Raw genomic sequence first — 25,241 nt, forward strand, 5'->3', positions numbered from 1 at the left:
CCGGAGGCGTCCTGTGCTTGCAATCCCCGCTGATGCCGCCTGTTATAGCCTTATGTGCGCAGAGAACCCCAGATGATCGAATGGCGTGATGAGGCCGCTTTGCTGGCCGTGCGCCCTTTTGGTGAAACCTCGGTCATTATCGAGGTGTTTTCCCAAGAGCACGGCCGCGACGCTGGCGTCGTGCGGGGCGGGACCAGCCGCAAGCTCGCGCCGGTCCTGCAACCCGGCGCACAGTTGAGTGTCACGTGGAAGGCGCGTCTGGAAAGCCATCTTGGCGCTTTCACCGTAGAGCCTCTTCGCAGTCGCAGTGCCGCCGCGATGGGCGACAGGTTGGCGCTGGCGGGGCTGAATGCGGTGTGCAGCCTCTTGTCATTGGTTTTGCCTGAGCGAGAAGCGTATCCGTCGCTTTATCACCGGACGGTTGGCCTGCTTGATCTCCTGGGGCAGGGTGATCTTTGGCCGTTGGCCTATTTGCGTTGGGAGCAGGCTCTGCTGGAAGACATGGGGTTTGCCCTTGATCTGACGCGTTGTGCTGTGACCGGGGCGACCGACGGGCTGGCCTATGTGTCGCCAAAGACCGGACGCGCGGTCAGTGAGGCTGGTGCAGGGGAATGGGCTGACAGGTTGCTGCCATTGCCACCGGTCCTGTCAGGTGGTGGTGACGCGGATAATGCTGAAATCGTCCGCGCGCTTGGCACAACCGGTTATTTCATCGAAAAGCAACTCTTGCGCAGTCTTGGCGACAGGCCGGCGCCAGTGGCGCGCCAGCGGCTTGTCGAGGCGATTGCGCGCGCCGGCTAGACCAGTTTGTTGTCGATCAGATAGGCCGCCGACGCGACCGCCGCCTTATGGGCCTGACGCATCCCGCGACCCAGAATGGCGCGTGCGCGGCTGTTGTCGGTCTTGTCGACACGTCCCAACGAGGGAATGATCGATTTGACGGCGGGATCGAACCGGCCGAGGATCTTGATCAGAAAATCCGGTGCGGTGCGCGTGGGGATGCGCCGGTCGGGATAGGCTGACTTGATCGCCTGCGCCAGTTCTGCGTATTTGAGAAACTTATCCACTGTCATGACCCGCTGGCCAAAGGTGTAGGGTTTATCGATCACCGCGACATGCATCTCTGCCACGTCGCGCACATCGACGGTGGTAAAGCCGATATCCGGCAGCATGGGGTCTTTGCCTTTGACCAGACGTTTGATCACGTCGATTGAGGTCCCGAAGTTACCATCTAGCGGTGCGCCAAGAACAATGCCCGGATTGACGGTGGTCAGCTGCATGTCCGAAGCTTCATTGCTGACAAAGTCCCAGGCGGCCCGTTCCGCCAGAGTCTTGGATTTCACGTAAGGTGTTGCATCTGGCGCGTTCGGGTCGGTCCAGTTGGTTTCATCGTAGCTGGTGTCACCTGCAGGCAGATCAGACCCGGTGATCGCAACGGTCGAGGAGGTGAGGATGACGCGTTTCACGCCAGCTTCATGGGCGGCAGTCAGTGCGCGCAAGGTGCCATCGACGGCTGGACGGATCAAATCCTCTTCATCTTTTGGCTGGGTGAGTGGAAACGGAGAGGCCGTGTGCATCAGCACATCAATGCCTGTCATTGCCGCGTCCCAGCCGGTGTCGGATGACAGATCAAGGCTGGTGAATGTCAGACGTGTTTGAAGGTCGGTCGGATCGCTGAGGTGCGGGCGCACTGCAGCGGCAACTTCGGCCCCGCGGTCAAGCGACCGGACAGTGCCGCGCACATGGTACCCCGCCTCCAGCAGTTGCAGGGCGATGTGTTTTGCGATGTAGCCGGTGGCTCCGGTCAGCAGGACTGTTTTGGGCATCGGTGCCACCTCCTTTGGTCATGTCAATGACTTAGGAGGCGGCAGTCGATTTGCAATCTATCCCAGCAGGCGACGTGCGATCACTTGCGCCTGAATTTCTGCGGCACCTTCAAAGATATTGAGGATGCGGGCATCGCAGAGGATCCGGCTCACCTTGTATTCCATCGCAAAGCCGTTGCCGCCATGGATTTGCAAGGCGTTGTCAGCACAGGCCCAGGCAATACGTGCGCCGAGAAGTTTCGCCATTCCAGCCTCAAGATCGCAGCGGCGGTCGTTGTCTTTCTCATGTGCGCTGAAATAGGTCAGCTGACGGGCTACCATGATTTCGACAGCCATCATCGCCAGCTTGCCTGCAACACGTGGGAAGTGGATCAGCGCCTTGCCGAACTGCTTGCGGTCCTGTGCGTATTGCATCCCCACATCAAGCGCGGATTGAGCCACGCCCACGGCGCGGGCTGCCGTCTGGATGCGGGCGGATTCAAAGGTCTGCATCAACTGCTTGAAGCCTTTGCCGGTTTCGCCACCCAGCAGGTTCTCGCCTTTGACGGCAAACCCGTCAAAGCCAAGCTCGTATTCCTTCATGCCGCGATAACCCAGAACTTCGATTTCGCCACCGGTCATGCCGGGGGTCGGGAACGGGTTTTCGTCATCGCCGGGGGTCTTTTCGGCTAGGAACATCGACAGGCCGCGATAATCCGAGGTCTCCGGGTCGGTGCGGGCCAGCAGGGTCATCAACTGGGTCCGCGATGCATGGGTGATCCATGTCTTGTTGCCGGTGATCTCCCAATCGTCACCTTTTTTGACGGCGCGGGTCCGCAAGGACCCGAGGTCGGAGCCGGTGTTGGGTTCTGTGAAGACAGCTGTCGGCAGTGTCTCGGCAGAGGCCAGTTGCGGCAACCACTTCTGCTTTTGCTCTTCGGTACCGCCACAAAGGATCAGTTCGGCTGCGATTTCGGACCGTGTGCCAAGTGAGCCCACGCCGATGTAGCCGCGCGAAAGTTCTTCGGAGACCACACACATGGAGGCTTTTGACAGGCCGAAACCGCCGTATTCTTCGGGAATGGTCAGACCGAAGACACCCATTTCGGCCATTTCCTCGATGATTTCCATCGGGATCAGCTCATCCTTGAGGTGCCAGTCATGGGCGTATGGTTCAACGCGGTCGATGCTGAAGCGGCGGAACTGTTCGCGGATCATTTCCAGCTCTTCATCAAGGCCGGACGCGCCGACTGTGACGTTGGCGGACTGTTCTTCCATCAAGGCAACAAGGCGCATACGGGCAGCCTGGGTGTTGCCGTTCTGGGTCAGCGTCACCACGGCAGGGATCATCAGCGCGCGCATGTCGTCCTGGCTCAGTCCGATGTCCTGCAGGCGCATGATTTCACCTTGTGACATCGGAATGCCGCCGTAAATCTGCCAGAGGTATTCGCCGAAAGCGATCTGGTGGATCAACTGTTCGACTTCGCCGAACTTGCCATCGGCCTGAAGCCGCTCTGCCCAGCCTTGCATCTGTTGCAGTGATTGTGCGTAGGTCGCGAGCCAGGCAAGTCCGTGGGCAGCGGTCTGGTTGTCTTCGATCAGCTTGCCGGAGATGCGTCCGCCATCTTCGACGATAGCCCGCACAGAGGCTTTGGCCCGCTCAAGTATATCTTCGACAGCAGGGAGGCTTTCGGCTGTCAGCGTCAGCAGATCAGCCAAAACAGGGTTCTGGTTCAAAGTCATATCTTGTCCATCATGCGCCATTTTGCGACTCCCTTCAATTTGCAGGTGCAGAGATAATATGTTTGCAGTCGCAGCGCAATAATAATTCGTTGCGGTAATTTGATGCGCACAAAAATGTCGCAGTGAAATTCTTCTGGCATGTTCGGCACTTTGTCGTAAGACAGCGCTATGCCTGAGTTTCTCGACGTTCTTACACCGGCCCATTTCCTACTGGCGGTCTGCGTGACAGCGCTGGGTGGCTTTGTCAAAGGTGCCGTTGGGTTCGCAATGCCGCTCATCATGATTTCAGGGATGGGGATCGCCATTGCGCCTGAGCTGGTCGTCGCTGGCATCGTGATTCCCATCGTGATCAGCAACGGTTTGCAGGTCGCACGGGCCGGATTTGGCGCAGCGGGCGAAGCCCTGCGTGAGCACTGGCGCTATGTCACGGTTGTCTGTGTGATGATCCTGATCTCGGCGCAGTTTATCCGCTTTATTCCCAGCAACGTGCTTTTCATCGTGCTTGGTGTTCCGGTCGTCGGGCTGTGCTTTATCCAGCTCATCGGCTGGCGGCCCCGCCTGTCGCCCCGGATGCGGCGCCCGTTTGAGTGGGGCGCAGGGCTTTTGTCTGGCACTTTGGGGGGGCTTGCAGGGACGTGGGGGCCACCCACGGTGCTTTACCTTCTGGCGCTTGAAACCCCGCGCGACCGCCAGATGGCGGTGCAGGGTGTGATTTACGGTCTGGGGTCGGTGATGCTGCTTTTGGGGCACCTGCGCTCAGGCATCCTCAATAGCGAGACATGGGGATTCTCGGCCAGCCTGGTGGTTCCGGCCCTTTTGGGTATGTGGCTGGGCTTTCGCCTTGGAGACCGCTTTGATCAGGAGCGGTTTCGCACTGTGACGCTTCTGGTGCTGATGGTTGCAGGTGTGAACCTGATCCGCCGCGGCATCATGGGGTAAGGATCAGGAGAGAAGATCCTGATAGTGGCAGGCATTGGCGAGCGCAGGCACCTGCTGCGGTGGGACGATGCGGAACGCAACCCTGTAGATCAGCTGATCCCCTTCGCGGGCCTCGAAATACCATGTCCCTTCCACGAGTTCGTAGCCGTGGTCGAACTGGAAAAACGCAACCGTCGGTGTCTCGCCACTGATCGCGCTGGTGAAGGACTGCCGGCTGATCCCCTCCGCCCCCATCGGCGGGTGTGACAGTGTAATTGTCACTGGTTGAAAAGGTGTCTCTGCTGTTGCCTGAAGTTTGACACCAAAGCCCACGCCGATCACGGCAGGCACGACCTGTGTCTGCGCGACGAAATCGGGCATCGCTTCGATGATATGAGCGCGGCCTGTGATCGTTTCCGGCGCATCACGAAAGCCGATTGCCTCTGGGGCGCAGATCACCCCGGCCTCCAGCCAGTCCACCTTGGCCGCGCGCGCAATCTGGGCTGCCGCAGGCAGGACCGTTGCGAGAGAAAGGAAAATGACCAGACCGATGCGTATCATGCCGGAATGATAAAAGCCTGCGCCGGATTGTCGACCGGCACAGGCTTCATGTGGTCTCATACCGGTTTTTAGCCGATTGCCGCCGCTTTGACGTCGTCGTCGATGAACGGGACGTATTTGGCGAAATTGTCGCTGAACATGGCAACAAGTTTTTGCGCCTGTGCGTCATAAGCGTCTTTGTCGGCCCATGTTTCACGCGGGTTCAGCAGGCGGTCATCGACGCCCTCGCAGGTGACAGGGGCCTCAAAGCCGAAGTTCGGATCCTTGCGGAACTGGTTTTCAACCAGCGTGCCATCAAGTGCCGCTGCCAGCAGCGCGCGGGTTGCCTTGATCGGCATCCGGCTGCCGGTGCCGTAGGCGCCGCCGGTCCAGCCGGTGTTGACCAACCAGCAGGTTGCGCCGTGGCTGGCGATCTTTTCGCGCAGCAGGTTGCCGTAAACCTCTGGCCGGCGCGGCATGAATGGTGCGCCGAAGCAGGTCGAGAATGTGGGCTCCGGTTCGGTCACGCCGCGTTCTGTTCCGGCCACCTTGGAGGTAAAACCAGACAGGAAGTGATACATCGCCTGCGCCGGTGTCAGACGCGCGATTGGAGGCAGCACACCAAATGCGTCACAGGTCAGCATAATGATATTCTTGGGGTGACCGCCCAATGCGGAATCCGATGCATTCGAGATGTAGTTCAACGGATAGGCGCAGCGCATATTCGCAGTCAGGCTATCGTCGTTGAAGTCCAGCTCTTTGGTTTCGGGATCAAAGACCATGTTCTCGATCACCGTGTGCGGCATGGAGCAGGTGGCGTAGATTTCCGGCTCTGCTTCAGGGTCGAGGCCGATGGTTTTGGCGTAGCAGCCGCCCTCGAAGTTGAAGGTGCCGCGTTCTGACCAGCCGTGCTCGTCGTCGCCGATCAGCACGCGGCTGGGGTCGGCAGAGAGCGTCGTTTTACCCGTACCTGACAGGCCGAAGAACACAGCCGTATCAACAGGATTGCCGGGGGCGTGGTTGGCCGAGCAGTGCATCGGCATGATGCCCTTTTCAGGCAGCAGGTAGTTCAGCAGGGTAAAGACGGATTTCTTGTTCTCGCCTGCGTATTCCGTGCCACCGATCAGGATCAGCTTCTTTTCAAAGTTCAGCGCGATCACGGTTTCGGACCGGCAGCCGTGCTTTTCAGGGTCGGCCTTGAAGCTTGGGCAGTTGATGATCGTGAAATCGGGGGTGAACGTTTCCAGTTCCGATGCGTCAGGGCGACGGAGCAGGTGACGGATGAAAAGACCATGCCATGTCAGTTCTGTCACAACCCGCACGTCCAGACGGTGGGCCGGATCAGCACCGCCGAAGAGGTCTTGCACGTTGTAGGTGCCACCCTTCATGTGCTCCAGCATATCGGCGTAAAGCACTTCGAATTTTGCAGGCTCCATCGGCGGGTTGTTTTCCCACCAGATTGTATCCACTACGTCATCAGTCTTGACGACGAATTTGTCTTTCGGGGACCGGCCTGTGTGCTTGCCGGTGGTAACCAGAAAAGTGCCGCCCTGTCCGTTGACGCCTTCACCCAGCGCCACGGCTGCTTCCTGAAGTTCGGCTTCCGAGCGGTTGTAATAGACGTAACCCAGCCCTGTGATGCCTTGATCCTCAAGTTTCATCGAAGGGTTGACCTTACCTTGGTCCATTATCTCGCTCCTTTGTCATATGGCCTTCATGGCCCGCGATAGACACCGTTTAGCACCATCATTTCAAAGGCCGATACCCTCCATTGTCACAGTTAGCGCAACCAAATTCATGTTAGCGCAACCATTCTGGGGGTCGGCAAAAAACTGTGACCCATTGACCGCCATGCGCGCGAAAAAGAGCCAATTAAGGCGTTTTTGTGGCGGCAGGTGACTTAAGGATTGATTCGCCGCTTCAAAACGATCAGAAATTGTGCGCATATCTAGTATTAAGTCATTCAGCTATCAGGGAACTTTGCATGTCCAGAATTGCACTCGTCGATGACGACCGGAACATCCTGACTTCTGTTGCGATGACGCTCGAGGCAGAAGGCTTCGAAGTCGAGACATATAACGACGGTCAGTCCGCTTTGGACGCATTCAACAAGAGAATGCCGGACATGGCTGTCCTGGACATCAAGATGCCGCGGATGGACGGCATGGATCTGCTGCAGCGCCTGCGTCAGAAAACGGCGATGCCGATCATCTTCCTGACATCCAAGGATGACGAGATTGATGAAGTGCTTGGCCTTAGAATGGGCGCAGATGATTACGTAAAAAAGCCATTTTCACAGCGCCTATTGGTCGAGCGAATCCGTGCGCTCTTGCGTCGTCAGGACGCGATCGCCGGTGAGGATATTGAAGAGACCGAAGAGACCAAAGTGATGGTCCGCGGTGAATTGGTAATGGACCCGCTGCGCCACGCAGTGAAATGGAAGGGGAAAGACGTATCCCTTACGGTGACCGAATTCTTGCTTTTGCAGGCGCTGGCTCAGCGCCCCGGCTTTGTGAAAAGCCGCGATCAGCTTATGGATGTAGCCTATGATGATCAGGTGTACGTTGACGACCGGACCATCGACAGTCACATCAAGCGACTGCGCAAAAAGATGCGGAATGCGGATGACGAGTTTTCTGCGATCGAGACACTTTACGGTATCGGGTATCGCTACAACGAAGAGTGATGAGTAAAGCATGACGGCAGCGCCCAAGATTGATGTGCGCGACCTGAAGTCTGTGCGGCGTGCTGCACAGACCCCTGACTTGTTGCTTGGTGACGACTGGGTCGATCCCGAATTTTCCGAAGAGGGCGAGGAAGAAAGCAGGACCGGCTTTGGCCGTCTCATTTCCCTGCGCCGGTCGCCGATTGCCCGCAAGATCATCACATTCAACCTTGTCGCGCTGATCCTGCTGATTGCCGGTGTTCTTTATCTAAGCCCGTCCCGCGACAGCCTTGCCTTTCAGCGTGCCAAGGGCCTGGTCAATGAAGCACAGCTGATTGCCGATGTCTTTGAGGCGCAGTTGCCCGCCGTGGCGCCTGTGAACCTTGCCACCGCCGATGGCGTGAACCCGATCCAGACTTTGGCGAACCTCAACCTACGGGGCGGTGTCGAAGTGGCTGTCTTTGCCATGGATGCAACAGTTGTCGCCCGCGCAACGGGCACGTTGGACACAGCCGAGATTGCAGAGCTTGAAGACCGCACAGGTGGAACCTTTGTCACTGATTTCCTGATTTCAGTCTGGAGTGGCATCACCGGCGTTGTTCTGGCCCCGTTTGACGGGAGCGCCGACGGCGCGGAGCCGACACTGTTTGAGCTCTCACAAAACAGCGTGCGGGATGCATTGAACAACGGCACCCAGCTTGTCGCGGCAGAGGTCGGAGGCAACACAAGCTTTATCGTGACGACACCGATCCTGCGCAATGACGTGCCAGTCGGCGTGATCGCCGTCACCACAGCCGCCGGAGAGGTGGACAGCCTTGTTCTGCGTGAACGTGAACAGTATTTGCGCCTGTTCCTTGTCGGTATCTTTGTCAGTGTCGGCTTGAGCCTTGTGCTTGCCTCGACCATTGCAAACCCGCTGGCGCAGCTCGCCACGGCTGCCGAGGCCACGCAGGAACGCAACGCGCGGAAGCTTTCGCCAAAGCGCGTGCGCATCCCTGACTTTACCGCCCGACCTGACGAGATTGGTCGCCTTTCCGGGGCATTGCGGCGGATGGTACGTGCCCTTTATGAGCGGATCGAAAGCAACGAACAATTCGCTGCCGATGTGGCCCATGAAATCAAGAACCCGCTGGCCTCGCTGCGCTCTGCGGTTGGGACGATGCGCGTGGCGCGCCGTGATGATCAGCGCGAGAAACTGCTTGAAGTCATCGAACACGACGTGAAACGCCTTGACCGGCTGGTCAGCGATATCTCCAACGCGTCGCGTCTGGACAGCGAGTTGGTCAAGGAAGAGGAAGAATCCTTCGATCTTGTCAACATGCTCAACAACATCGCCGACTTCCTTGGGAAAGATGCCAGACTGCGTGGTGTCGAATTCGTGGCCGATCTGCCAAGCGAACCGATCATGGTGCAGGGTCTCGAAGGGCGTATGGCGCAGGTTTTCGTCAACCTGATCACAAATGCGATTTCCTTCTGCGAGGATGGCGACGCTATCCGCCTGTGGGCGCGGACCCGCCAGAACCGCGTTCTGGCTGTGGTCGAGGACACAGGTCCCGGTATCCCTGAAGATGCGCTGACCAAAATCTTCCAGCGCTTCTATTCAGAGCGCCCCGTGGGCCAGTTCGGCAACAACTCCGGCCTTGGCCTTGCGATCTCGAAACAGATCGTCGAAGCGCATGGTGGTGTGATCTGGGCCGAGAACATCCGCCCGACCGATGCCGACCCGACCTCTGAACCGCTTGGCGCACGTTTTGTCGTGGGTCTGCCTCTCTGACGCTGAAAAACCATGAGTGAAACCGTCCACGCCTCTGCTGTTGCATGGGACGGGCGTGCGTTGCTGATCACCGGTGCTTCAGGGCAAGGGAAATCGGGACTGGCACTATCGCTCATGGCCTTGGGCTGTCGTCTGGTCACTGATGATCGGGCCGTGCTGCTGGCGGATAACGGAGAGGTCCATGTCAGTCCCCATCCGCGTATCGCTGGACTGATCGAGGCACGCGGTGTCGGTATCCTGTCCGCAGAGTACTGTGCCGCCGCGCCGATTGCCTTTGTGGTTGATCTGGATCGCCAAGAGCCTGAGCGCCTGCCACCGCGTCGGTTTATCACGCTTTTGGGATGTGATCTGCCCTTGATCTACCGTGTGGATAGCCCAAACTGGGTGCCATCCCTTCTGCAACTCCTGAAATCCGGCTGGAGCGATCAATGACAAAACCGGTTGCGACGCCGGCACAGCTTTCTCCGTCTGTCGTTCTGGTGACAGGACCTTCAGGTGCGGGCCGCTCGACGGCGATCAACGCGCTTGAGGATCTGGGGTTTGAGGTCATCGACAACCTGCCACTGTCGCTGTTGCCGCGATTGCTAAGCGGGCCCGCGCCAGCGCGCCCGTTGGCGCTTGGGCTGGATGCGCGCAACCGTGATTTCGGTGGTGCTGCGCTGGCTGAAAGTATCGACAGGGTGGCAGCTTTGGTGGGGGTGTCCGCGCAGGTGCTTTATCTGGATGCCAGCGAAGAGGAACTAATCCGCCGCTATTCCGAAACCCGTCGTCGCCACCCTTTGGCCCCTGATGGCACACCAGCCGAAGGGATTGGCAAGGAACTGGCCTTGCTTGCTGACATCAGAGCACGGGCGGATTTTCTGATCTCGACCACTGGTATGTCACCCCATGATCTGAAGGCCGAGATCGGGCGCTGGTTTGGCGGCGCCGAGACAGGGCAACTTAGCGTATCGGTCCAGTCGTTTTCCTACAAACGCGGTTTGCCGCGGGGGATCGACATTGTGCTGGACTGCCGTTTTCTGCGTAATCCCCACTGGGATGAGGCCCTGCGTCCGCAAGATGGGCGTGATCGGGCTGTTGCCGACTATGTCGAGGCTGATCCCCGATTTGACGCTTTCTTTGCGCAGACCACATCTCTGTTAGAATTGCTGCTCCCGGCCTATCAAGAAGAAGGCAAGGCGCATCTTTCGATTGGCTTTGGCTGCACAGGCGGGCGGCACAGGTCGGTGATGATGGCGGAACGCATGACACAAGCTCTTGCACAACAAGGCTGGCATGTGTCTAAACGGCATCGCGAGTTAGAGCGTCTGACGGCGCAAGTTGGCAAGGAACGACAGGCTTGATCGGAATTGTGATCGTGGCACATGGCAGGTTGGCAGAGGAATATCTCTCTGCGGTCGAACATGTCGTGGGGCCACAGCCCGGCATGATGAGCATTACAATCGGCCCCGAAGACGATCGTGCCGTGAAACAGACCGAAATTTGTGACGCAGCGGACTCTGTTGACACAGGGGACGGCGTTGTGATTGTGACCGATATGTTCGGCGGCTCGCCCACAAACCTGTCGCTGCGCGCCTGCAGTCCCGACAATCGCCGCATCCTTTACGGGGCCAATCTGCCGATGCTGATCAAACTGGCAAAGTCACGGAATGCATCGGTGCCTGATGCGGTCGATGCGGCGATCAAGGCGGCGCATAAATATATCAACAGCCACAATGGCGGACTGCCGCAATGAGCTACAGACGCCTAGAAATTCAGAATATCAAGGGTTTGCATGCACGTGCGTCCGCCAAACTGGTCGAGGTCGTCGAAGCCTTTGATGCCGACGCCAAGGTCAGCAAGGATGGTGAAACCACCGGCGGTGACAGCATCATGGGCCTATTGATGCTCGCAGCCTCCATGGGTTCGCATATTGAGGTCGAGACCTCTGGTCCGCAGGCGGAAGAATTGGCCATCGCCATCGAAAACCTCGTGAACGACAAATTCGGTGAAGGCGACTAGCGCATCGTCGCTTGCGGAGATCACAATGAGTGACATGACATCGAAACCGCTGATCGGCCGCGGTGCCCCCGACGCGCGGCGGACGATCTACAACCGTGATGCGCTCACCTACTCGGATACATTCGACAGTGCGTGGCGGCGCAACGTGATCAAGGCGATTGAATGGTGCACCGGAAAGATCAAGGTCCTGCGCGTTGTCCGCCAGTTCGAGACGCAAGGAAAGCTGAAGGGACAGGCTTTCTGGGATGGCGCATTGGCGGCCATGGGAATCGATATCCAGACACCGCCTGAGCAATATGCGCATATCCCGAAGTCCGGTCCGGTCATTGTCGTGGCGAACCATCCGCACGGATTGGTGGACGGGATGATCCTTGCCCAGATGCTGGGCCGCGTGCGCAGCGACTACCGTATCCTGACGCGCGCCTTTCTGACCGACATCGACGAAGACGCCGGCAGTGTGATGATCCCTGTGCCATTCCCGCATGATGTCGATGCGCAGGAAAAGATGATCGAAATGCGCCAGAAGTCTATGGCGCATCTTGAGGCAGGCGGGCTGATCGCACTTTTCCCGTCAGGCGTCGTGGCGACATCAAAGACGATGTTTGGACCAATGATTGAAGCGGATTGGAACGTCTTTACGGCCAAGATGATCAGAAAATCGGGCGCAACAGTGGTGCCACTTTACTTCCCGGGGTCCAATTCGCGTTGGTATCACATGGCGAACCGCATTTCGCCTGTGTTGCGCCAGAGCCTGCTGATCCACGAGATCGCAAAAGCCTTCGACAAGCCGCAGAAGCCTGTCATCGGCGCGCCGTTTGATGCCGATGATCTGTCGGAACGGCTGAAGAAACCGCGCGAGGCTATGGCCTGGATGCGTGAACAGACGCTGCGCTTGCGCGAAAAGCGACGCTAACCCGGGTCTTTACCGCGTCGGGACAGGCGTCTCACCGCGATAATCGTAAAAACCCCGATCGGTTTTGCGGCCCAGCCAACCCGCCTCGACATACTTGGTCAACAACGGGCAGGGGCGGTATTTGGTATCGGCCAGACCATCGTGCAGGACGTTCATGATGGCCAGGCACGTATCCAGACCGATGAAATCCGCCAGTTCCAGTGGCCCCATCGGATGGTTTGCGCCAAGCTTCAGTGATGTGTCGATCGACTTCACCGAGCCCACACCTTCGTAAAGGGTGTAGATCGCCTCGTTGATCATCGGCATCAGAATCCGGTTCACGATAAAGGCCGGGAAATCTTCAGCCGTAGCAGAGGTTTTGCCCAGTCGTTCCACAACGCCGTGGCAGGCCTGGAATGTCGCCTCATCCGTTGCGATCCCGCGGATCAATTCGACCAGTTGCATGATCGGGACCGGATTCATGAAGTGGAAGCCCATGAACCGTTCGGGCCTGTCTGTGCGCGACGCCAGACGTGTGATCGAAATCGAAGAGGTGTTCGACGTCAGGATCGTTTCCGGTTTGAGATGCGGCACAAGGTCTTCGAAGATCGCCGTCTTGATGGTTTCGCGTTCGGTCGCGGCTTCGATGATCAGATCGCTTTGGCCAAGGTCGGTCAGTGTCTTGGTCGATCCGATCCGGCGGAGCGCCTCTGACTTTTCGTCGGCAGTGATCAGCCCCTTGCCGACCTGTCTTTCCATATTCCGGTCAACCAACGACAGGGCCGCCTGCAACGCGTCCTCGCTGACATCGTTCAACAGCACTTCATATCCGGCAAGGGCGCAGACATGCGCGATGCCATTGCCCATCTGGCCAGCGCCAACGATGCCGATAGTGTTAATTGCCATATGACCATTCCTTTGACCGTTGCGCGTAGCATAGGCCTCCGGCAGGGGGGGCTTCAAGGCGGATCAGTCACAAGCAATTTAGACAAATGCGCACATTAAGCCTTCGTCAATTCTTGTGGTCAAAATAGCACCCAAACCTTCACTGGATGCGGGGCGCTGACGATGAAGCAAGAACAGATCGAAGATGAACTTATTTCCTATTCGCCATGCCGGTATCACGGCTCACGCATGTTGTTTCGCGGGCCGCGCAAGCGTTTGAACCAGCCTTATCTGGCCTTTGTTGGTGGGACAGCCACCTATGGGAAGTTTATCGAACACCCGTTTCCCTATCTTGTGGAAAAGGCCATGCGCCAACCCGCGGTCAATCTGGGCTGCATCAATGGCGGTATTGATGCCTTTCTGGGTGATCCCGCCGTGACCGAAATTTGTCAGAACGCCGATCTGACCGTGCTGCAGATCATGGGCGCGAATGTCATATCCAACCGCTTCTATTCTGTGCATCCACGTCGGAACGACCGTTTTGTCGGCGCGTCATCTGTGATGCAGGCGATTTACCCTGACGTCGATTTCACCGGATTTTCCTTCACCCGTCATATGCTTGGTGCGTTGCAGACGAGATCGACCGACCGGTTCGAAACCATTGTGACCGAACTTCGCACAGCTTGGACTGCGCGGATGCGTCGATTTATCGAAATGCTAGGCCGGCCGCCGATGCTTCTGTGGCTGTCGGACACTGCGCCAAGCGATGTGCACTGGTCCGCCAATCCCAACCAGTTGCAGGCCGATCCCCTTTTCGTGACAAAAACCATGGTTGAGGATTTGCGCCCGCTTGTGCGCGATATCGTCTATGTCACACCGTCGCGAGAAGCTTTGTCCCAAGGGGTGAAGGGGATGGTCTTCCCGCCGTCACAGCGGCAGGCCGCGTCGGAAATGCTGGGTGTCAGTTGCCACCGTGAGGCGGCGGAGCAGCTCGTGCCTGCAATACGCGAGCAGCTCTATGCGCTCTAACAAAAAAGGCCCGCATGACTGCGGGCCTTCTCACTTTCGGAAAGGAAGAGTTAGAGCTTTTCAGTCAGCTCAGGCACTGCTTCAAACAGGTCGGCAACCAGACCGTAGTCCGCCACCTGGAAGATCGGGGCTTCTTCGTCCTTGTTGATCGCAACGATGATCTTGGAGTCTTTCATACCCGCAAGGTGCTGGATCGCGCCGGAAATACCGACCGCGACGTAAAGATCAGGCGCAACGACCTTGCCGGTCTGACCGACCTGCCAGTCGTTTGGCGCGTAACCTGAGTCAACAGCGGCCCGGGAGGCGCCGACAGCGGCATTCAATTTGTCAGCCAGTTTCTCGATCAGAGCAAAGTCGTCTTCGGAGCCAACACCGCGACCACCCGAAACGACGACGCCAGCAGACGTCAGTTCGGGACGATCAGACGCTGCAACCTTGTCCTCGACCCATTCAGACAGGCCCGGATCACCGGCTGCACCGATGTTTTCAACAGCGGCTGAACCACCCATGCCCGCAGCATCGAAACCCGCGGTACGGATCGTCATGACCTTCTTGTCGTCGGACGACTTGACCGTCTGGATTGCGTTACCTGCGTAGATCGGGCGCTCGAATGTATCGGCATCCACGATTGCGGTGACTTCAGAGATCACCATGGCGTCCAGAAGCGCCGCGACACGTGGCATCACGTTCTTTGCGTCCGTGGTGCCGGGTGCCACGATGTGGCTGTAATCACCGGCAAGCGAAACAATCAGGTCAGCTGTCGGCTCGGCCAGACGATGACCCAGAACAGCATCCTCAGCACAAAGAACCTTTGCAACACCGTCGATCTTTGCCGCTTCGGCAGCGGCATCTGCGGCAGAGGCACCGGCACACAGCACGGTCACATCGCCAAGCGCCTGCGCCGCGGAGACAGCTTTTGCGGTCGCGTCAACGGCCAGAGCGCCGTCGGATACTTCACCAATCAGAAGAACAGCCATTATACAGCCCCCGCTTCTTTAAGTTTCTCGACAAGTTCATCCACCGAACCGACCATGATGCCAGCCTTGCGGGCCTCTGGTTCAGTCGTGCCAACGATGCTCAGACGCGGTGTCACGTCAACGCCGTAGTCAGCAGGCGTCTTTTCATCCAGAGGCTTTTTCTTGGCCTTCATGATGTTTGGCAGGGACGCATAGCGCGGCTCGTTCAGGCGCAGGTCCACAGTGACGATTGTCGGCATCTTGACCTTTACAGTCTGCAGACCGCCGTCAACTTCGCGGGTGACTGTGGCGTGGTCGCCATCAACGTCGACTTCGGATGCGAAGGTTGCCTGGCTCCAGCCCAGAAGAGCGGACAGCATCTGGCCTGTGGCGTTCATGTCGTTGTCGATGGCCTGCTTGCCGCACATCACCAGACCGGGCTGCTCTTCCTCGACGATTTTGGCGAGGATCTTGGCAACGGCCAGAGGTTCGATGTCGGTGTGCACATCATCGGCAGCGACGACGAGGATAGCACGGTCTGCACCCATGGCGAGCGCTGTACGCAGTGTTTCCTGCGCTTGCTTGACGCCGATGGAAACCGCGACGACTTCTTCGGCCTTGCCAGCTTCGCGCAGGCGGATTGCTTCTTCGACTGCGATTTCGTCGAACGGGTTCATCGACATTTTGACGTTGGCAAGATCGACACCGGAACCATCCGCTTTGACGCGAACCTTCACGTTGTAGTCGATCACGCGCTTGACGGGTACGAGGACCTTCATTTGCGTTTCTCTCCTAAGAATCTTTCAAGTCTTGTTCTCGGGATGTTGTTATCCTGCACCGCAGCATAGAAACAGTGCAAAATCGACGCGCAAAGGGTCACCGACGCCACGTTCTTGACGTGCACGTCATCCAATCGGCGGATTTCACGAAGATGTTTGCGGTAACGGCTGGTGCGTTCGGTTTTGGCACCGTCAGTGAGACGGTGCGCAGTCCATCAGCGGTTTGCGCCCGGAACCCAAAGCACGTCTTTGGTACCGTTTTCGTTGGCGATGCGCGACGCCTGAAAGAACCAGTCCGAGAGGCGGTTCAGGTAGCGAACCGCCGCAGGGTTGATGGTTTCCATCGTGGCAAGCTCCACCGTGAGGCGTTCAGCCCGCCGTGTGACAGTCCGGCAGAGGTGCAGATGCGCCGCAAGTGCAGAGCCGCCTGGCAGGATGAAGCTTTTCAGCGGTTCAACCATTTTCGTCATTGCGTCGATTTCGGCCTCAAGGCGGTCCACCTGTGTCCCGCTCATCCGCAAGACCGGATAACCCGCCTCGTCATCCTTATCCATGTCAGGTCGGCAGAGATCGGCACCAAGATCGAACAGGTCATTCTGGATCATGGCGAGTTGATCGTTGAGATCGCCTTCGGCGTGCAGACGGGCAAGGCCCACGGTCGCGTTCACCTCGTCAACGGTGCCGTATGTCGAGACACGTAAGGAGTGCTTGGCCACGCGGCTGCCGTTGCCAAGCGCGGTATCGCCGCCGTCACCGGTTTTTGTGTAGATTTTGTTCAGAACAACCATGTTTTCCGTTTCCCTAGCCGCGCAGATAAACAAAGAGCAAGATCAGCAGCACCGCAACGAACTGCGCGCCAATGCGCCAGCGCATCAGGCGGTTGGCGTGTTTTTTGTTGAACTCGCCGCCTTTTCCGAAGGTGCCGACCCCCATCAACAAGATGACGGCAACCGCGCCCACGGCGACCACCATTACCCAAAAAAGAGGATCATCTGTCATTGTCTTGGTCCTTTATCGTGTCTGTGGCGATGTAGCAGCGTGGCGGCGGAAGAAAACCCTCACACCCGCAAAATCAACGCATCCAGCCAGCGTGTCGGCAGAATGCGCCGCAGTGTGCCCATCAGATAGGTCGGGAAGGTCACATAATAGCGAGGCTTGGGGTTTGGTACGGTCAGGGCGTGCAGCAGCTTGTCCGTCACCGCTTTGGGTGGCAGTTCGAACCGGTCAGGGCCCCTGTCTTCGTAGAGGCGCTTGGTCAGTGTGGGGTATTGGTCTGCACGTGCCGAACTCTGCCAGTCGATCCACTTCTCAAAATGCGGGATCGCGTTTTCGCGGATCTTGGTTGTGATCGGGCCAGGTTCGATCAGGATAACCTTGATAGGCGTGTCGGCCATTTCCACGCGCAGCACATCGGTCAGACCTTCGAGGGCAAATTTGCTTGCCACATAAGCCCCGCGCCAGCGCATGCCGACAAAACCCAAGACGGAAGAGCAATTGACAATGCGTCCACGCCCCTGTTTCCGCATCACCGGAATGACGCGGCGGGTCAGGTCGTGCCAGCCGAAAAAGTTGCTCTCAAACAAGGTTCTGAGGGCGTCCACCGGCAAATCCTCAACGGCGCCGGGACAGGCGTACGCCCCGTTGTTGAAGACGGCATCCAATGTGCCGCCGGTGGCAGACAGGACCTCCGCCAGTCCGGTTTTTATTGTTTTGGGGTCTGCATAGTCGATCAGCGAACTGTCAAAGCCTTCGGCCTGAAGCCGTGCACAGTCTTCCGGCTTGCGGCAGCTTGCAAAAACGCGCCAGCCCCGTTTCCGAAGCTGGTGCGCTGCATCATATCCAATGCCTGAAGAACAACCCGTGATGAGTATTGATTTTTGCGCCATGGCGACAGCTTTTGCACGTCGCCAGGCAGGGGGCAAGTCTACCCGTTGCTGGCGATAAAGCGGGACGACATCCAGCCGATTTCGCCTGTCTCAATGACGCGGATCTGGGACCAGCCATCTTCGGTCGACAGGCGGATCGCCTCTTGGCCCAAAGGCAGCGTGTCGATCACAGCATAGGCTGTGCTTGGACCAGTGCGCATATTCACGCCATTGCCCGAAACCTGCACCAGGTCTTGCAATGCTTCATTTGCCGCCGGACGCACCGCTTTCATGCGGATGTTGGACGATGTCGTGGTCTCTTCCACTGGAACGGAAGCCAGAATGACGTTTGAGGCCGTTTCACGCTCTGCCGCGACCGGTGCGGATGGGATCGCCGGTACGTAAACATAGTCAGTCGGGAGGATCTGGAAGCCTGCGGCAACAGGTGTCGTCTCTGTTGGTGCATCGACGGATGCGCGACGCACCAGATTACGCTCACTTATTTCCAGCGGCGCCCAAGGTGCCTCTGTATATGTCACACGCTCACGCGGTTCAAAATCTGCACCACCTGAGAGCTGAAACATCAGCCCAAAAATGACCAAACTCCAAAATGTTAACGAATATCCCATCTCGTTCACTCCGCTTCAATCGTTCGACAATTTGATAACGCCGCAACGTTTCAGATGGTTCCGCTGCTCGAAAACATATCGTTGCGCTTGCCGCCGGAATCGCGCGCCGCTAAACCAGTCTTATGAGCAGTGAAACAGGCGAAGACCTCGGCCCAAATGATGTGACGGAATCGCTGCGGCGCGCCATTGGCGACCGCTATCTGACCTATGCGCTGTCCACCATCATGCATCGTGCCTTGCCGGATGCGCGTGACGGGCTGAAGCCGGTGCATCGCCGCATTCTATATGCCATGTCGCGGCTGCGACTGTCGCCCAATGGTGGCTTTCTGAAATCAGCCAAGATCAGCGGCGACACGATGGGTGATTTCCACCCTCACGGTGATGCCGCGATCTATGATGCGATGGCCCGCCTCGCGCAGGACTTCAACGTGCGCTACCCGCTGGTCGACGGGCAGGGCAACTTTGGCAACATCGACGGCGATAATCCCGCCGCCAGCCGCTATACCGAAGCGCGGATGACGGCGGCGGCTGAGGCGCTGTTGGAAGGGCTGAATGAGAACGCCGTCGATTTCCGCCCCAACTATGATGGTCGTCTGGAAGAACCTGCCGTTCTGCCTGCCACCTTCCCCAACCTGCTGGCCAATGGCTCAAGCGGGATTGCCGTGGGCATGGCCACGAATATCCCGCCCCATAACCTTGATGAGTTGATCGGCGCTTGTCTGCATCTGATCAAGGCCCCGAATGCGCGGGATGAGACCTTGCTCGACTATGTGCCCGGTCCCGACTTCCCGACCGGCGGCGTGATTGTCGAACCCAAAGAGAATATCGCCGAGGCCTATCGCACCGGCCGTGGTGCTTTCCGTCTGCGCGCGAAATGGGAGGTCGAGGATCTTGGCCGTGGCCAATGGCAGGTCGTGGTCACCGAAATCCCCTATCAGGTGCAGAAGTCCAAGCTGATCGAAAAGCTGGCCGAGGTGATCCAGACCAAGAAGGTGCCTTTGCTGGCAGATGTGCGCGACGAAAGCGCTGATGACATCCGTGTGGTGTTGGAACCGCGCGCCAAGACGGTCGATCCAGAGGTGATGATGGGGATGCTCTTCCGCAACTCCGATCTTGAGACGCGGTTCAGCCTGAACATGAACGTGCTGATTGACGGTGTTACGCCCAAGGTCTGCTCTCTGAAAGAGGTGCTGCGCGCCTTCCTTGACCACCGCCGCGAGGTGCTGCTCCGTCGCAGCCAGTATCGCCTCGACAAGATCGACCACCGTTTGGAGGTGCTCGAAGGCTTCATCATCGCCTTCCTGCATCTTGATCGCGTGATTGATATCATCCGCTATGATGACGATCCCAAGGCCGCGCTGATGGCCGAGGATTGGGCGGTTGAACATGCGCGCGCCACATCCGAGGCGGATTATGTCTCGCCCCTGCGCCCTGACGCGGACCCGGAGATTTCGCTCACCGAGGTGCAGGCCGAAGCGATCCTCAACATGCGCTTGCGGTCCTTGCGCCGTCTGGAAGAGCTGGAACTGATCGCTGAGCGCGACGCCCTGATGAAAGAACGCGCCGAGATTGAGGACCTGCTAGAGAGTGAAGACCTGCAGTGGGCGCGGATTGCCGAGCAGCTCCGCGAAACCCGCAAGGTCTTTGGCCGTGGCAGCGAGGGTGGCGAGCGTCGCACCCAATTTGCCGAGGCTGAGGAAATCGTCGAGGTCCCGCTGGAAGCGATGATCGAACGCGAGCCGATCACGGTTGTCTGCTCAAAAATGGGTTGGGTCCGCGCCATGACGGGCCATATCGACCTGACCCGCGAGCTGAAGTTCAAGGACGGTGACGGTCCGCGTTTCATCTTCCATGCGGAGACGACGGACAAACTGCTGGTCTTTGGCGCGAATGGCCGTTTCTACACGGTCGCGGCCACGAACCTGCCCGGAGGCCGCGGGATGGGTGAGCCGTTGCGTTTGATGGTGGATCTGCCAAACGACGTCGAGATCGTGGATATGCTCATCCACAAGCCCGGAGAAAAGCTGATTGTCGCCAGTCAGGAAGGCAATGGATTTGTCGTGCCTGCCGACGATGTGGTGGCCCAGACCCGCACAGGCAAGCAGGTCCTGAACGTCAAAGATACCGTGGCCAAGATTTGCCATCGCGTCACCGGTGATCACGTGGCCGTCGTGTCGGAAAATGCGAAGTTCCTCGTCTTTGCATTGGATGAATTGCCAGAGATGGCGCGCGGCAAGGGTGTGCGCATCCAGAAATACAAGAAGGCCTCGGGGCGGCAGGGGATGCTGGAACTCGATGGCGGTTTGTCTGATCTGACAACCTTTGATTGGGCCGATGGTTTGTCGTGGCCGATGGGCGGCGGCAAGACACGGACCGAGCCTGACATGACCGAATGGAAGGGCGCGCGGGCAGGCGTTGGCAAGCGCCCGCCCTACGGCTTCCCCAAAAACAACAAGTTTTCTTAAGCCGCGTCTATCTCGATGATGACATTCCCGCGCTTATGGCCGGTGTCGACGTAGGCATGGGCTTCGCCGATGCGGGACAGCGGGAACTTGCGGTCGATGACCATTCTTAGATGTCCCAGCGCGATGCGGTCGGTCAGGTCTTTGACCAATGGCATCTGCTTTTCTGGTGGTAGCATCCCCGTGGCCGAGAATTTGGCCTTTTGCCTGCGCCAGCAATTGCCGAACAGCATCTGCCGCAGCAGTTTCAAGGAAAGCACAGGCGAGATGTACTGGCCGTCTTTCTTGAGCGCGGGGCGCGCGGCCTCAAAGCTGCTCTTGCCCACCGTGTCATAGATCACGTCATAGGTGCCGTGGCGGGTCGTGAAATCCTCGCGGTTGTAGTCGATCACATGATCGGCCCCCAGCGATTTGACAAAGGCCACGTTGCGGGTGCTGCAGACGCCGGTGACCTCTGCGCCAAAGCTCTTGGCCAGTTGCACCGCAGCGGTGCCGAGCGAGCCTGCGGCCCCGTTGATCAGGATGTGTTGACCCGGTTGCAGATCGGCGAGGTTGCGCAGGAAGTTCATGTCGGTGAGCGGCCCGTCGCAGAGGGCGGCAGCCTCCTGATAGGTCATGCCCGCGGGGATCGGTGCGATGACACCTTTGGCATCAACGACCGCATATTCTGCGTGCGCGCCAAAGTTCATGCCGGTTTCGCCAAAGACGCGGTTCCCGGTCTCAAAGGTCGTGACCTCCGATCCGACCGCGATGATGTCTCCCGCGAACTGCGTGCCCATGGCTGTGATTTTCGGCCCACGCAGGCCAAGGAACAGGCGGCCAAAGCGGGGTATGCCTTCGCGGATCATCGTGTCGGCGGCGGTGACGGAACTGGCGTGCACGCGGATGAGGACTTCACCTGCTCTCGGTGTAGGTACGGGGCGATCGGTCAGTTGCACGACATTGGCGGGACCGTAGCGGTTGTAGATAGCGGCTTTCATGGGTTTCACTTTCGGATGGGTGTTTGAACTGCCACCGGTGATACGGTTCATGAATTGCTTTTCATACTGACGAAAACGGGCCACAGTGGTTCATAAATGATCCACAAAAGAGGGAGCCCCGATGCAGGACTGGGAACAGATGCCCTTCTTTCTGGCGGTGGCCCGCACCGGCAGTCTGCGCGCGGCCGCTGAAACCCTAGGCGCAACCCACGCCACCGTGCGCCGCCATATCGAGGCGCTGGAGGCGGGCTATGGCGTGCAGCTTTTCCGCCGCACCCGGCGCGGGCTGACCCTGACAGGTGCGGGTGAGACCCTGCTGCCTGAGGCGGAAGAGGCCGAGACCCTTCTGGCGCGCGCACGCAACGGGCTGCAGGGGTTGGACCGCGAAGCATCAGGGACGATCCGTGTCTCTGTCGATCCCATGACAGGGCATTTTCTGCTGGCCCCGGTCTTTGCCGAGTTCTGCCGGATTTATCCGCAAGTGGAGCTTGAGATCAGCCTGACCTTCGACATTCAGCAGATCAGCAATCTTGAGGCCGATATCGCCATCCGCCACGCCGCCGAGATCACCGATGACGTTGTCGCGCGCAAATTGCAGGCGCTGCCGATCTCGGTTTGCGCCAGCCGCGACTACATCGAGACCCATCTGCCGAAGGCAGGCAAAAAGGGGCAGGGGCTGTCATTTATCGGCTACGGCCCGGTGCCGGAAATGCAGCGGTTCATCGCTGAGTCCGGCTTTCCCGAGGCTACGATCCGCCACACGTGTATTGATCCCGAAATGCATTTGCACCTCGCACGGGCAGGCGCAGGCATGTCGTTTCTGCCCCATTGGGTCTTGCAAAAATTTCCCGATCTCCAGCGCGTGCCGGGTGGCACCGTGGACGAGGGCCGCAGCACATGGGTGGTCTATCACGAAGACCTGCGTCGCGTGGCCCGTGTGCGAATGTTTGTGGATTTCCTTGCGCAGGCCGTGATCGCGGCAGGGCGTGACGCTCGTTAGCGGTGTTGGTCGACGAGGATGGGATTGCCGTCGGGGTCCATCAGGACAAAACTGGCGGGGCCGGTGGTGGTCTCGTCGGCTTCACTGACAAATTCGACGCCCTCGGCCTTGAGCCGTTTCTGGATGTCGCGGATATCGTCGTAGTCGTCGAGGTTTTGTGCGTTCTGATCCCAGCCCGGATTGAAGGTGAGCGTGTTGGCCTGAATGAACCCGCCAAACAGGCCGATAATCGTGTCGCCGTTCTTGAGGATCAGCCAGCCCTGCTCTTCATCCCCGCCCATCGGGGCAAAGCCGAGCTTGCCGTAAAATTCTTTGGAAACGGCAATGTCTTTGACATTGAGGCTAATGGAAAATGCGCCGAGATTCATGGCAGAACCTCCTTTCGTCATGGGTCGTCTTCACTGTGCCTTGGGTATTATCCGGAAAGGCTGTCACTTTTTGCAGACAGAAACAACTGTTCTGTGGGGCTGACGGACAGGGCGATGGCCTTGGCATAATGCTTTTTGGCAGCGGAGACGTCACCGCTGCGCGCGGCAAGATCGGCGCGCGCGGCATGGAATGGCTGATACTCCCGCAAGGTCGCATTGCCCTGAAGCCCGTTCAGAATGGCGTAGCCTTGCTCAAGTTGACCGGCGTAGGAGAGGGCCACAGCGTGGTTCAGCCGCACAACCGGCGTGGGCACCATCTGTATCAATAACCCATAGAGGGCGGCGATCTCGGTCCAGTTGGTGTCCTGCCATGACGGGCTCGTCGCGTGGCAGGCACTGATCGCTGCCTGTAGCTGATAGGGGCCGACAGCACCGCGACCCAGAGCCTTGCGCAGGATGCTGTCGCCTTCGGCAATACGGGCTTTGTCCCAGCGGCGCCGGTTTTGCTGTTCAAGCGGCAGAAAGTGCCCGTCGCGATCCAGCCGTCCGGCCTTACGGGCATCCGTGAGCAGCATCAGCGCCAAAAGCCCCGCGACTTCCGCGTCATCAGGCAGAAGCTGGCAGAGGATGCGCCCCAGACGGATCGCCTCGGCTGACAGGTGTTGGGATTGCGCGGCGGTCGCCGTATTGCCGCGCGAAAAGATCAGATAAATGACCGATAGCACGGCCTGCATCCGTTCCGGCAGGTCAGACGTTTCGGGGATGCGGTAGGGGATGCCCGCGGCCCTGATCTTGCGTTTGGCCCGCACAAGGCGCTGGGCCATTGTGGCAGGGGCATCCAGAAAACTGGCCGCGATTTCTTCTGTCGTGAGGCCGCCCAGCGTTCGCAGGGTCAGCGCGACCCGCGTCTTTTCCTCTAGAGCGGGGTGGCAGCAGGTAAAGATCATTTCCAGCCGCTTGTCAGGGATCGCTTCGTCAATGGGATCGTCCTCCGCCACGGTTTCGGCCAGCAGGGTCAACTCCGGCAGGGCCCTGTCGTGGCGCGCATCGCGGCGAAAACGATCAATGGCAATGTTGCGTGCGGTGCGGATCAGCCATGCAGCGGGGCTGTCAGGGATGCCAGCCTCAGGCCAGCGTTTGATAGCGCGGGCCACGGCCTCTTGCAGGCAGTCTTCGGCAAGTTGCAAATCACCGATCGCCTTGGTCAGCGCAGCGAGGATGCGCCCCCACTCTTCGCGGACGACACCATTGATCGTCTGATCGAGAGAAAGCGGGAGCGGCATCAGGTCTTAGTTGTCCCAGACGACCAGAGGGCGGACCTCGATCCGGCCATGCTGCGCGGTTGGGATCTTTGCGGCTTGTGCAAGTGCATCGTCGAGGCTTTCACAGTCCAGCAGGTAGTAGCCGCCCAGCTGTTCCTTGGTCTCCGCAAAAGGGCCGTCTGTGGTGATGGTCTTGCCGTCCTTGACAGAGACACAGGTTGCTGTCGCCACAGATTGCAGCGCATCGCCGGCAATGAAACGTCCGGTTTCCTGCATTTCGGCTGTGAAGGCGCCGTAGGCTTGCATGAATGGGCCAAAGTCAGCTGTGCCGCGCTGCGGGCCCGCGCCTTCGGCAGAATAGATGAGACAGATATATTGCATGGGTTCGTCCTTTTGAATTTCAGGCGGCTTGATTGCCTTCCTGATTACCAGACGAACGGGATTTGACGAAATCGACATGGCATCGGGAAAAAATCTTCTGAAACGTCAGATGGGCGATGCCAAGGCTTGATTTCCATGCCGATTCCCAATACATCGCCCGCGATGTTGAAACGGGCCCTCAGGGGCCCCTCAAAAATTAAGGGCCCCGCGCTATGGCTAAGGAAAAGTTTGAACGTAATAAGCCGCACGTGAACATCGGCACGATTGGTCACGTTGACCACGGCAAGACGACACTGACAGCGGCGAT

Annotated in this window: 28 protein-coding genes; 13 read left to right on the forward strand and 15 right to left on the reverse strand. The window is 58.6% G+C overall.

Annotated elements, in window-relative coordinates; genetic code table 11:
• Positions 1–72: 72 nt before the first annotated feature.
• Positions 73–801, forward strand: a complete 729-nt coding sequence (recO, locus tag BM316_RS13005) for a DNA repair protein RecO (RefSeq protein WP_090209287.1) — start codon at positions 73–75, stop codon at positions 799–801.
• Here recO and BM316_RS13010 read toward each other — a convergent pair.
• Both BM316_RS13010 and BM316_RS13015 read right to left on the reverse strand, forming a co-directional pair.
• Positions 798–1,826, reverse strand: a complete 1,029-nt coding sequence (locus BM316_RS13010) for an SDR family oxidoreductase (protein WP_090209289.1) — start codon at positions 1,824–1,826, stop codon at positions 798–800. The genes recO and BM316_RS13010 overlap by 4 nt on opposite strands.
• 57 nt (positions 1,827–1,883) lie before the next feature.
• On the reverse strand, positions 1,884–3,569 hold the full coding sequence (locus BM316_RS13015; protein WP_090209292.1) for an acyl-CoA dehydrogenase family protein: 1,686 nt from the start codon (positions 3,567–3,569) through the stop codon (positions 1,884–1,886).
• A gap of 147 nt (positions 3,570–3,716) precedes the next feature.
• Here BM316_RS13015 and BM316_RS13020 point away from each other — a divergent pair, with 147 nt between their 5' ends.
• Positions 3,717–4,487: a sulfite exporter TauE/SafE family protein gene (locus BM316_RS13020; RefSeq protein WP_090209295.1), complete on the forward strand. Its 771-nt coding sequence runs from the start codon at positions 3,717–3,719 to the stop codon at positions 4,485–4,487.
• Between the two features lie 3 nt (positions 4,488–4,490).
• Here the strand turns inward: BM316_RS13020 and BM316_RS13025 are convergent, their stop codons facing one another.
• A complete protein-coding gene (locus BM316_RS13025; protein WP_090209297.1) occupies positions 4,491–5,087 on the reverse strand; it encodes a DUF3859 domain-containing protein in 597 nt (198 codons plus the stop codon).
• Positions 5,088–5,095: 8 nt separating this feature from the next.
• Complete coding sequence (locus tag BM316_RS13030) at positions 5,096–6,694, reverse strand: phosphoenolpyruvate carboxykinase (RefSeq protein WP_090209300.1); 1,599 nt, start codon at positions 6,692–6,694, stop codon at positions 5,096–5,098.
• Positions 6,695–6,990: 296 nt separating this feature from the next.
• Between BM316_RS13030 and BM316_RS13035 the strand changes: the two genes are divergently transcribed.
• Genes BM316_RS13035 through BM316_RS13065 form a run of 7 tightly spaced genes read left to right on the forward strand, consistent with a single transcriptional unit; the run spans position 6,991 to position 12,359 of the window.
• Entirely contained in the window at positions 6,991–7,692 is a 702-nt protein-coding gene (locus BM316_RS13035) for a response regulator transcription factor (RefSeq protein WP_090209303.1), read from the forward strand.
• Between the two features lie 10 nt (positions 7,693–7,702).
• The gene (locus BM316_RS13040; protein WP_090209305.1) at positions 7,703–9,445 is read left to right on the forward strand and encodes a sensor histidine kinase; all 1,743 of its coding nucleotides are present in this window, start codon (positions 7,703–7,705) and stop codon (positions 9,443–9,445) included.
• Between the two features lie 12 nt (positions 9,446–9,457).
• Complete coding sequence (locus BM316_RS13045) at positions 9,458–9,877, forward strand: HPr kinase/phosphorylase (protein ID WP_090209308.1); 420 nt, start codon at positions 9,458–9,460, stop codon at positions 9,875–9,877.
• Positions 9,874–10,788: an RNase adapter RapZ gene (rapZ, locus tag BM316_RS13050; RefSeq protein WP_090209311.1), complete on the forward strand. Its 915-nt coding sequence runs from the start codon at positions 9,874–9,876 to the stop codon at positions 10,786–10,788. The genes BM316_RS13045 and rapZ overlap by 4 nt, the downstream gene beginning before the upstream one ends.
• Positions 10,785–11,180 (forward strand): PTS sugar transporter subunit IIA, encoded by a 396-nt coding sequence (locus tag BM316_RS13055; protein WP_090209314.1) that lies wholly within the window; start codon positions 10,785–10,787, stop codon positions 11,178–11,180. Before rapZ ends, BM316_RS13055 begins: the two co-directional genes overlap by 4 nt.
• A complete protein-coding gene (locus BM316_RS13060) occupies positions 11,177–11,446 on the forward strand; it encodes an HPr family phosphocarrier protein (RefSeq protein ID WP_090209317.1) in 270 nt (89 codons plus the stop codon). The genes BM316_RS13055 and BM316_RS13060 overlap by 4 nt, the downstream gene beginning before the upstream one ends.
• Positions 11,447–11,471: 25 nt before the next feature.
• The gene (locus BM316_RS13065; RefSeq protein ID WP_090209320.1) at positions 11,472–12,359 is read left to right on the forward strand and encodes a lysophospholipid acyltransferase family protein; all 888 of its coding nucleotides are present in this window, start codon (positions 11,472–11,474) and stop codon (positions 12,357–12,359) included.
• Positions 12,360–12,368: 9 nt separating this feature from the next.
• Here BM316_RS13065 and BM316_RS13070 read toward each other — a convergent pair whose 3' ends face one another.
• On the reverse strand, positions 12,369–13,244 hold the full coding sequence (locus BM316_RS13070) for a 3-hydroxybutyryl-CoA dehydrogenase (protein ID WP_090209322.1): 876 nt from the start codon (positions 13,242–13,244) through the stop codon (positions 12,369–12,371).
• A 162-nt stretch (positions 13,245–13,406) separates the two neighbouring features.
• Here BM316_RS13070 and BM316_RS13075 point away from each other — a divergent pair, with 162 nt between their 5' ends.
• Complete coding sequence (locus BM316_RS13075; RefSeq protein WP_090209325.1) at positions 13,407–14,252, forward strand: DUF6473 family protein; 846 nt, start codon at positions 13,407–13,409, stop codon at positions 14,250–14,252.
• Positions 14,253–14,302: 50 nt separating this feature from the next.
• Here the strand turns inward: BM316_RS13075 and BM316_RS13080 are convergent, their stop codons facing one another.
• From BM316_RS13080 to BM316_RS13105, 6 genes are all read right to left on the reverse strand, one after another.
• Complete coding sequence (locus BM316_RS13080; RefSeq protein ID WP_090209328.1) at positions 14,303–15,229, reverse strand: electron transfer flavoprotein subunit alpha/FixB family protein; 927 nt, start codon at positions 15,227–15,229, stop codon at positions 14,303–14,305.
• Positions 15,229–15,987, reverse strand: coding sequence for an electron transfer flavoprotein subunit beta/FixA family protein (locus BM316_RS13085; protein WP_090209331.1), 759 nt, complete (start codon positions 15,985–15,987; stop codon positions 15,229–15,231). Before BM316_RS13085 ends, BM316_RS13080 begins: the two co-directional genes overlap by 1 nt.
• Positions 15,988–16,202: 215 nt before the next feature.
• Positions 16,203–16,775: a cob(I)yrinic acid a,c-diamide adenosyltransferase gene (locus BM316_RS13090; RefSeq protein ID WP_090209333.1), complete on the reverse strand. Its 573-nt coding sequence runs from the start codon at positions 16,773–16,775 to the stop codon at positions 16,203–16,205.
• A 13-nt stretch (positions 16,776–16,788) separates the two neighbouring features.
• Positions 16,789–16,986 (reverse strand): twin transmembrane helix small protein, encoded by a 198-nt coding sequence (locus BM316_RS13095; protein ID WP_090209336.1) that lies wholly within the window; start codon positions 16,984–16,986, stop codon positions 16,789–16,791.
• A 59-nt stretch (positions 16,987–17,045) separates the two neighbouring features.
• Positions 17,046–17,873, reverse strand: a complete 828-nt coding sequence (locus BM316_RS13100; RefSeq protein WP_090209339.1) for an SDR family oxidoreductase — start codon at positions 17,871–17,873, stop codon at positions 17,046–17,048.
• 38 nt (positions 17,874–17,911) lie between these two features.
• The gene (locus BM316_RS13105) at positions 17,912–18,436 is read right to left on the reverse strand and encodes an SH3 domain-containing protein (protein ID WP_165606591.1); all 525 of its coding nucleotides are present in this window, start codon (positions 18,434–18,436) and stop codon (positions 17,912–17,914) included.
• A gap of 167 nt (positions 18,437–18,603) precedes the next feature.
• Between BM316_RS13105 and BM316_RS13110 the strand changes: the two genes are divergently transcribed.
• Positions 18,604–20,946, forward strand: a complete 2,343-nt coding sequence (locus tag BM316_RS13110) for a DNA topoisomerase IV subunit A (RefSeq protein ID WP_090209343.1) — start codon at positions 18,604–18,606, stop codon at positions 20,944–20,946.
• Here BM316_RS13110 and BM316_RS13115 read toward each other — a convergent pair.
• The gene (locus BM316_RS13115) at positions 20,943–21,974 is read right to left on the reverse strand and encodes an NAD(P)-dependent alcohol dehydrogenase (RefSeq protein WP_207493697.1); all 1,032 of its coding nucleotides are present in this window, start codon (positions 21,972–21,974) and stop codon (positions 20,943–20,945) included. The two genes, BM316_RS13110 and BM316_RS13115, sit on opposite strands and share 4 nt — an antisense overlap.
• A 70-nt stretch (positions 21,975–22,044) precedes the next feature.
• On the opposite strand from BM316_RS13115, the gene BM316_RS13120 reads away from it, so the two are divergent.
• Positions 22,045–22,923, forward strand: coding sequence for a LysR family transcriptional regulator (locus BM316_RS13120; RefSeq protein ID WP_090209345.1), 879 nt, complete (start codon positions 22,045–22,047; stop codon positions 22,921–22,923).
• Here the strand turns inward: BM316_RS13120 and BM316_RS13125 are convergent.
• From BM316_RS13125 to BM316_RS13135, 3 genes are read right to left on the reverse strand one after another with little or no spacing between them, the layout of a single operon-like run.
• Positions 22,920–23,291: a VOC family protein gene (locus BM316_RS13125; RefSeq protein ID WP_090209525.1), complete on the reverse strand. Its 372-nt coding sequence runs from the start codon at positions 23,289–23,291 to the stop codon at positions 22,920–22,922. The two genes, BM316_RS13120 and BM316_RS13125, sit on opposite strands and share 4 nt — an antisense overlap.
• 47 nt (positions 23,292–23,338) lie before the next feature.
• Positions 23,339–24,574 carry an RNA polymerase sigma factor gene (locus tag BM316_RS13130; RefSeq protein ID WP_090209348.1) on the reverse strand — a complete coding sequence of 412 codons (1,236 nt, stop codon included), beginning with the start codon at positions 24,572–24,574 and terminating at the stop codon, positions 23,339–23,341.
• A 6-nt stretch (positions 24,575–24,580) separates the two neighbouring features.
• Complete coding sequence (locus tag BM316_RS13135; protein WP_090209528.1) at positions 24,581–24,934, reverse strand: YciI family protein; 354 nt, start codon at positions 24,932–24,934, stop codon at positions 24,581–24,583.
• Positions 24,935–25,146: 212 nt separating this feature from the next.
• Between BM316_RS13135 and BM316_RS13140 the strand changes: the two genes are divergently transcribed.
• A partial coding sequence (locus BM316_RS13140) for a GTP-binding protein (protein ID WP_034866829.1) occupies positions 25,147–25,241 on the forward strand: 95 nt, incomplete at its 3' end.

The organism is Yoonia litorea (assembly GCF_900114675.1).
Lineage (GTDB): Bacteria > Pseudomonadota > Alphaproteobacteria > Rhodobacterales > Rhodobacteraceae > Yoonia > Yoonia litorea.

Excerpts from the sequence above, each read along its gene's own strand:
- recO (WP_090209287.1), top strand. The coding sequence starts at position 73 with ATGATCGAATGGCGTGATGAGGCCGCTTTGCTGGCCGTGCGCCCTTTT.
- BM316_RS13010 (WP_090209289.1), bottom strand. The coding sequence starts at position 1,826 with ATGCCCAAAACAGTCCTGCTGACCGGAGCCACCGGCTACATCGCAAAA.
- BM316_RS13015 (WP_090209292.1), bottom strand. The coding sequence starts at position 3,569 with ATGGCGCATGATGGACAAGATATGACTTTGAACCAGAACCCTGTTTTG.
- BM316_RS13020 (WP_090209295.1), top strand. The coding sequence starts at position 3,717 with ATGCCTGAGTTTCTCGACGTTCTTACACCGGCCCATTTCCTACTGGCG.
- BM316_RS13025 (WP_090209297.1), bottom strand. The coding sequence starts at position 5,087 with ATGAGACCACATGAAGCCTGTGCCGGTCGACAATCCGGCGCAGGCTTT.
- BM316_RS13030 (WP_090209300.1), bottom strand. The coding sequence starts at position 6,694 with ATGGACCAAGGTAAGGTCAACCCTTCGATGAAACTTGAGGATCAAGGC.
- BM316_RS13035 (WP_090209303.1), top strand. The coding sequence starts at position 6,991 with ATGTCCAGAATTGCACTCGTCGATGACGACCGGAACATCCTGACTTCT.
- BM316_RS13040 (WP_090209305.1), top strand. The coding sequence starts at position 7,703 with ATGACGGCAGCGCCCAAGATTGATGTGCGCGACCTGAAGTCTGTGCGG.
- BM316_RS13045 (WP_090209308.1), top strand. The coding sequence starts at position 9,458 with ATGAGTGAAACCGTCCACGCCTCTGCTGTTGCATGGGACGGGCGTGCG.
- rapZ (WP_090209311.1), top strand. The coding sequence starts at position 9,874 with ATGACAAAACCGGTTGCGACGCCGGCACAGCTTTCTCCGTCTGTCGTT.
- BM316_RS13060 (WP_090209317.1), top strand. The coding sequence starts at position 11,177 with ATGAGCTACAGACGCCTAGAAATTCAGAATATCAAGGGTTTGCATGCA.
- BM316_RS13065 (WP_090209320.1), top strand. The coding sequence starts at position 11,472 with ATGAGTGACATGACATCGAAACCGCTGATCGGCCGCGGTGCCCCCGAC.
- BM316_RS13070 (WP_090209322.1), bottom strand. The coding sequence starts at position 13,244 with ATGGCAATTAACACTATCGGCATCGTTGGCGCTGGCCAGATGGGCAAT.
- BM316_RS13075 (WP_090209325.1), top strand. The coding sequence starts at position 13,407 with ATGAAGCAAGAACAGATCGAAGATGAACTTATTTCCTATTCGCCATGC.
- BM316_RS13080 (WP_090209328.1), bottom strand. The coding sequence starts at position 15,229 with ATGGCTGTTCTTCTGATTGGTGAAGTATCCGACGGCGCTCTGGCCGTT.
- BM316_RS13085 (WP_090209331.1), bottom strand. The coding sequence starts at position 15,987 with ATGAAGGTCCTCGTACCCGTCAAGCGCGTGATCGACTACAACGTGAAG.
- BM316_RS13090 (WP_090209333.1), bottom strand. The coding sequence starts at position 16,775 with ATGGTTGTTCTGAACAAAATCTACACAAAAACCGGTGACGGCGGCGAT.
- BM316_RS13095 (WP_090209336.1), bottom strand. The coding sequence starts at position 16,986 with ATGACAGATGATCCTCTTTTTTGGGTAATGGTGGTCGCCGTGGGCGCG.
- BM316_RS13100 (WP_090209339.1), bottom strand. The coding sequence starts at position 17,873 with ATGGCGCAAAAATCAATACTCATCACGGGTTGTTCTTCAGGCATTGGA.
- BM316_RS13105 (WP_165606591.1), bottom strand. The coding sequence starts at position 18,436 with ATGTTTCAGCTCTCAGGTGGTGCAGATTTTGAACCGCGTGAGCGTGTG.
- BM316_RS13110 (WP_090209343.1), top strand. The coding sequence starts at position 18,604 with ATGAGCAGTGAAACAGGCGAAGACCTCGGCCCAAATGATGTGACGGAA.
- BM316_RS13115 (WP_207493697.1), bottom strand. The coding sequence starts at position 21,974 with ATGAACCGTATCACCGGTGGCAGTTCAAACACCCATCCGAAAGTGAAA.
- BM316_RS13120 (WP_090209345.1), top strand. The coding sequence starts at position 22,045 with ATGCAGGACTGGGAACAGATGCCCTTCTTTCTGGCGGTGGCCCGCACC.
- BM316_RS13125 (WP_090209525.1), bottom strand. The coding sequence starts at position 23,291 with ATGAATCTCGGCGCATTTTCCATTAGCCTCAATGTCAAAGACATTGCC.
- BM316_RS13130 (WP_090209348.1), bottom strand. The coding sequence starts at position 24,574 with ATGCCGCTCCCGCTTTCTCTCGATCAGACGATCAATGGTGTCGTCCGC.
- BM316_RS13135 (WP_090209528.1), bottom strand. The coding sequence starts at position 24,934 with ATGCAATATATCTGTCTCATCTATTCTGCCGAAGGCGCGGGCCCGCAG.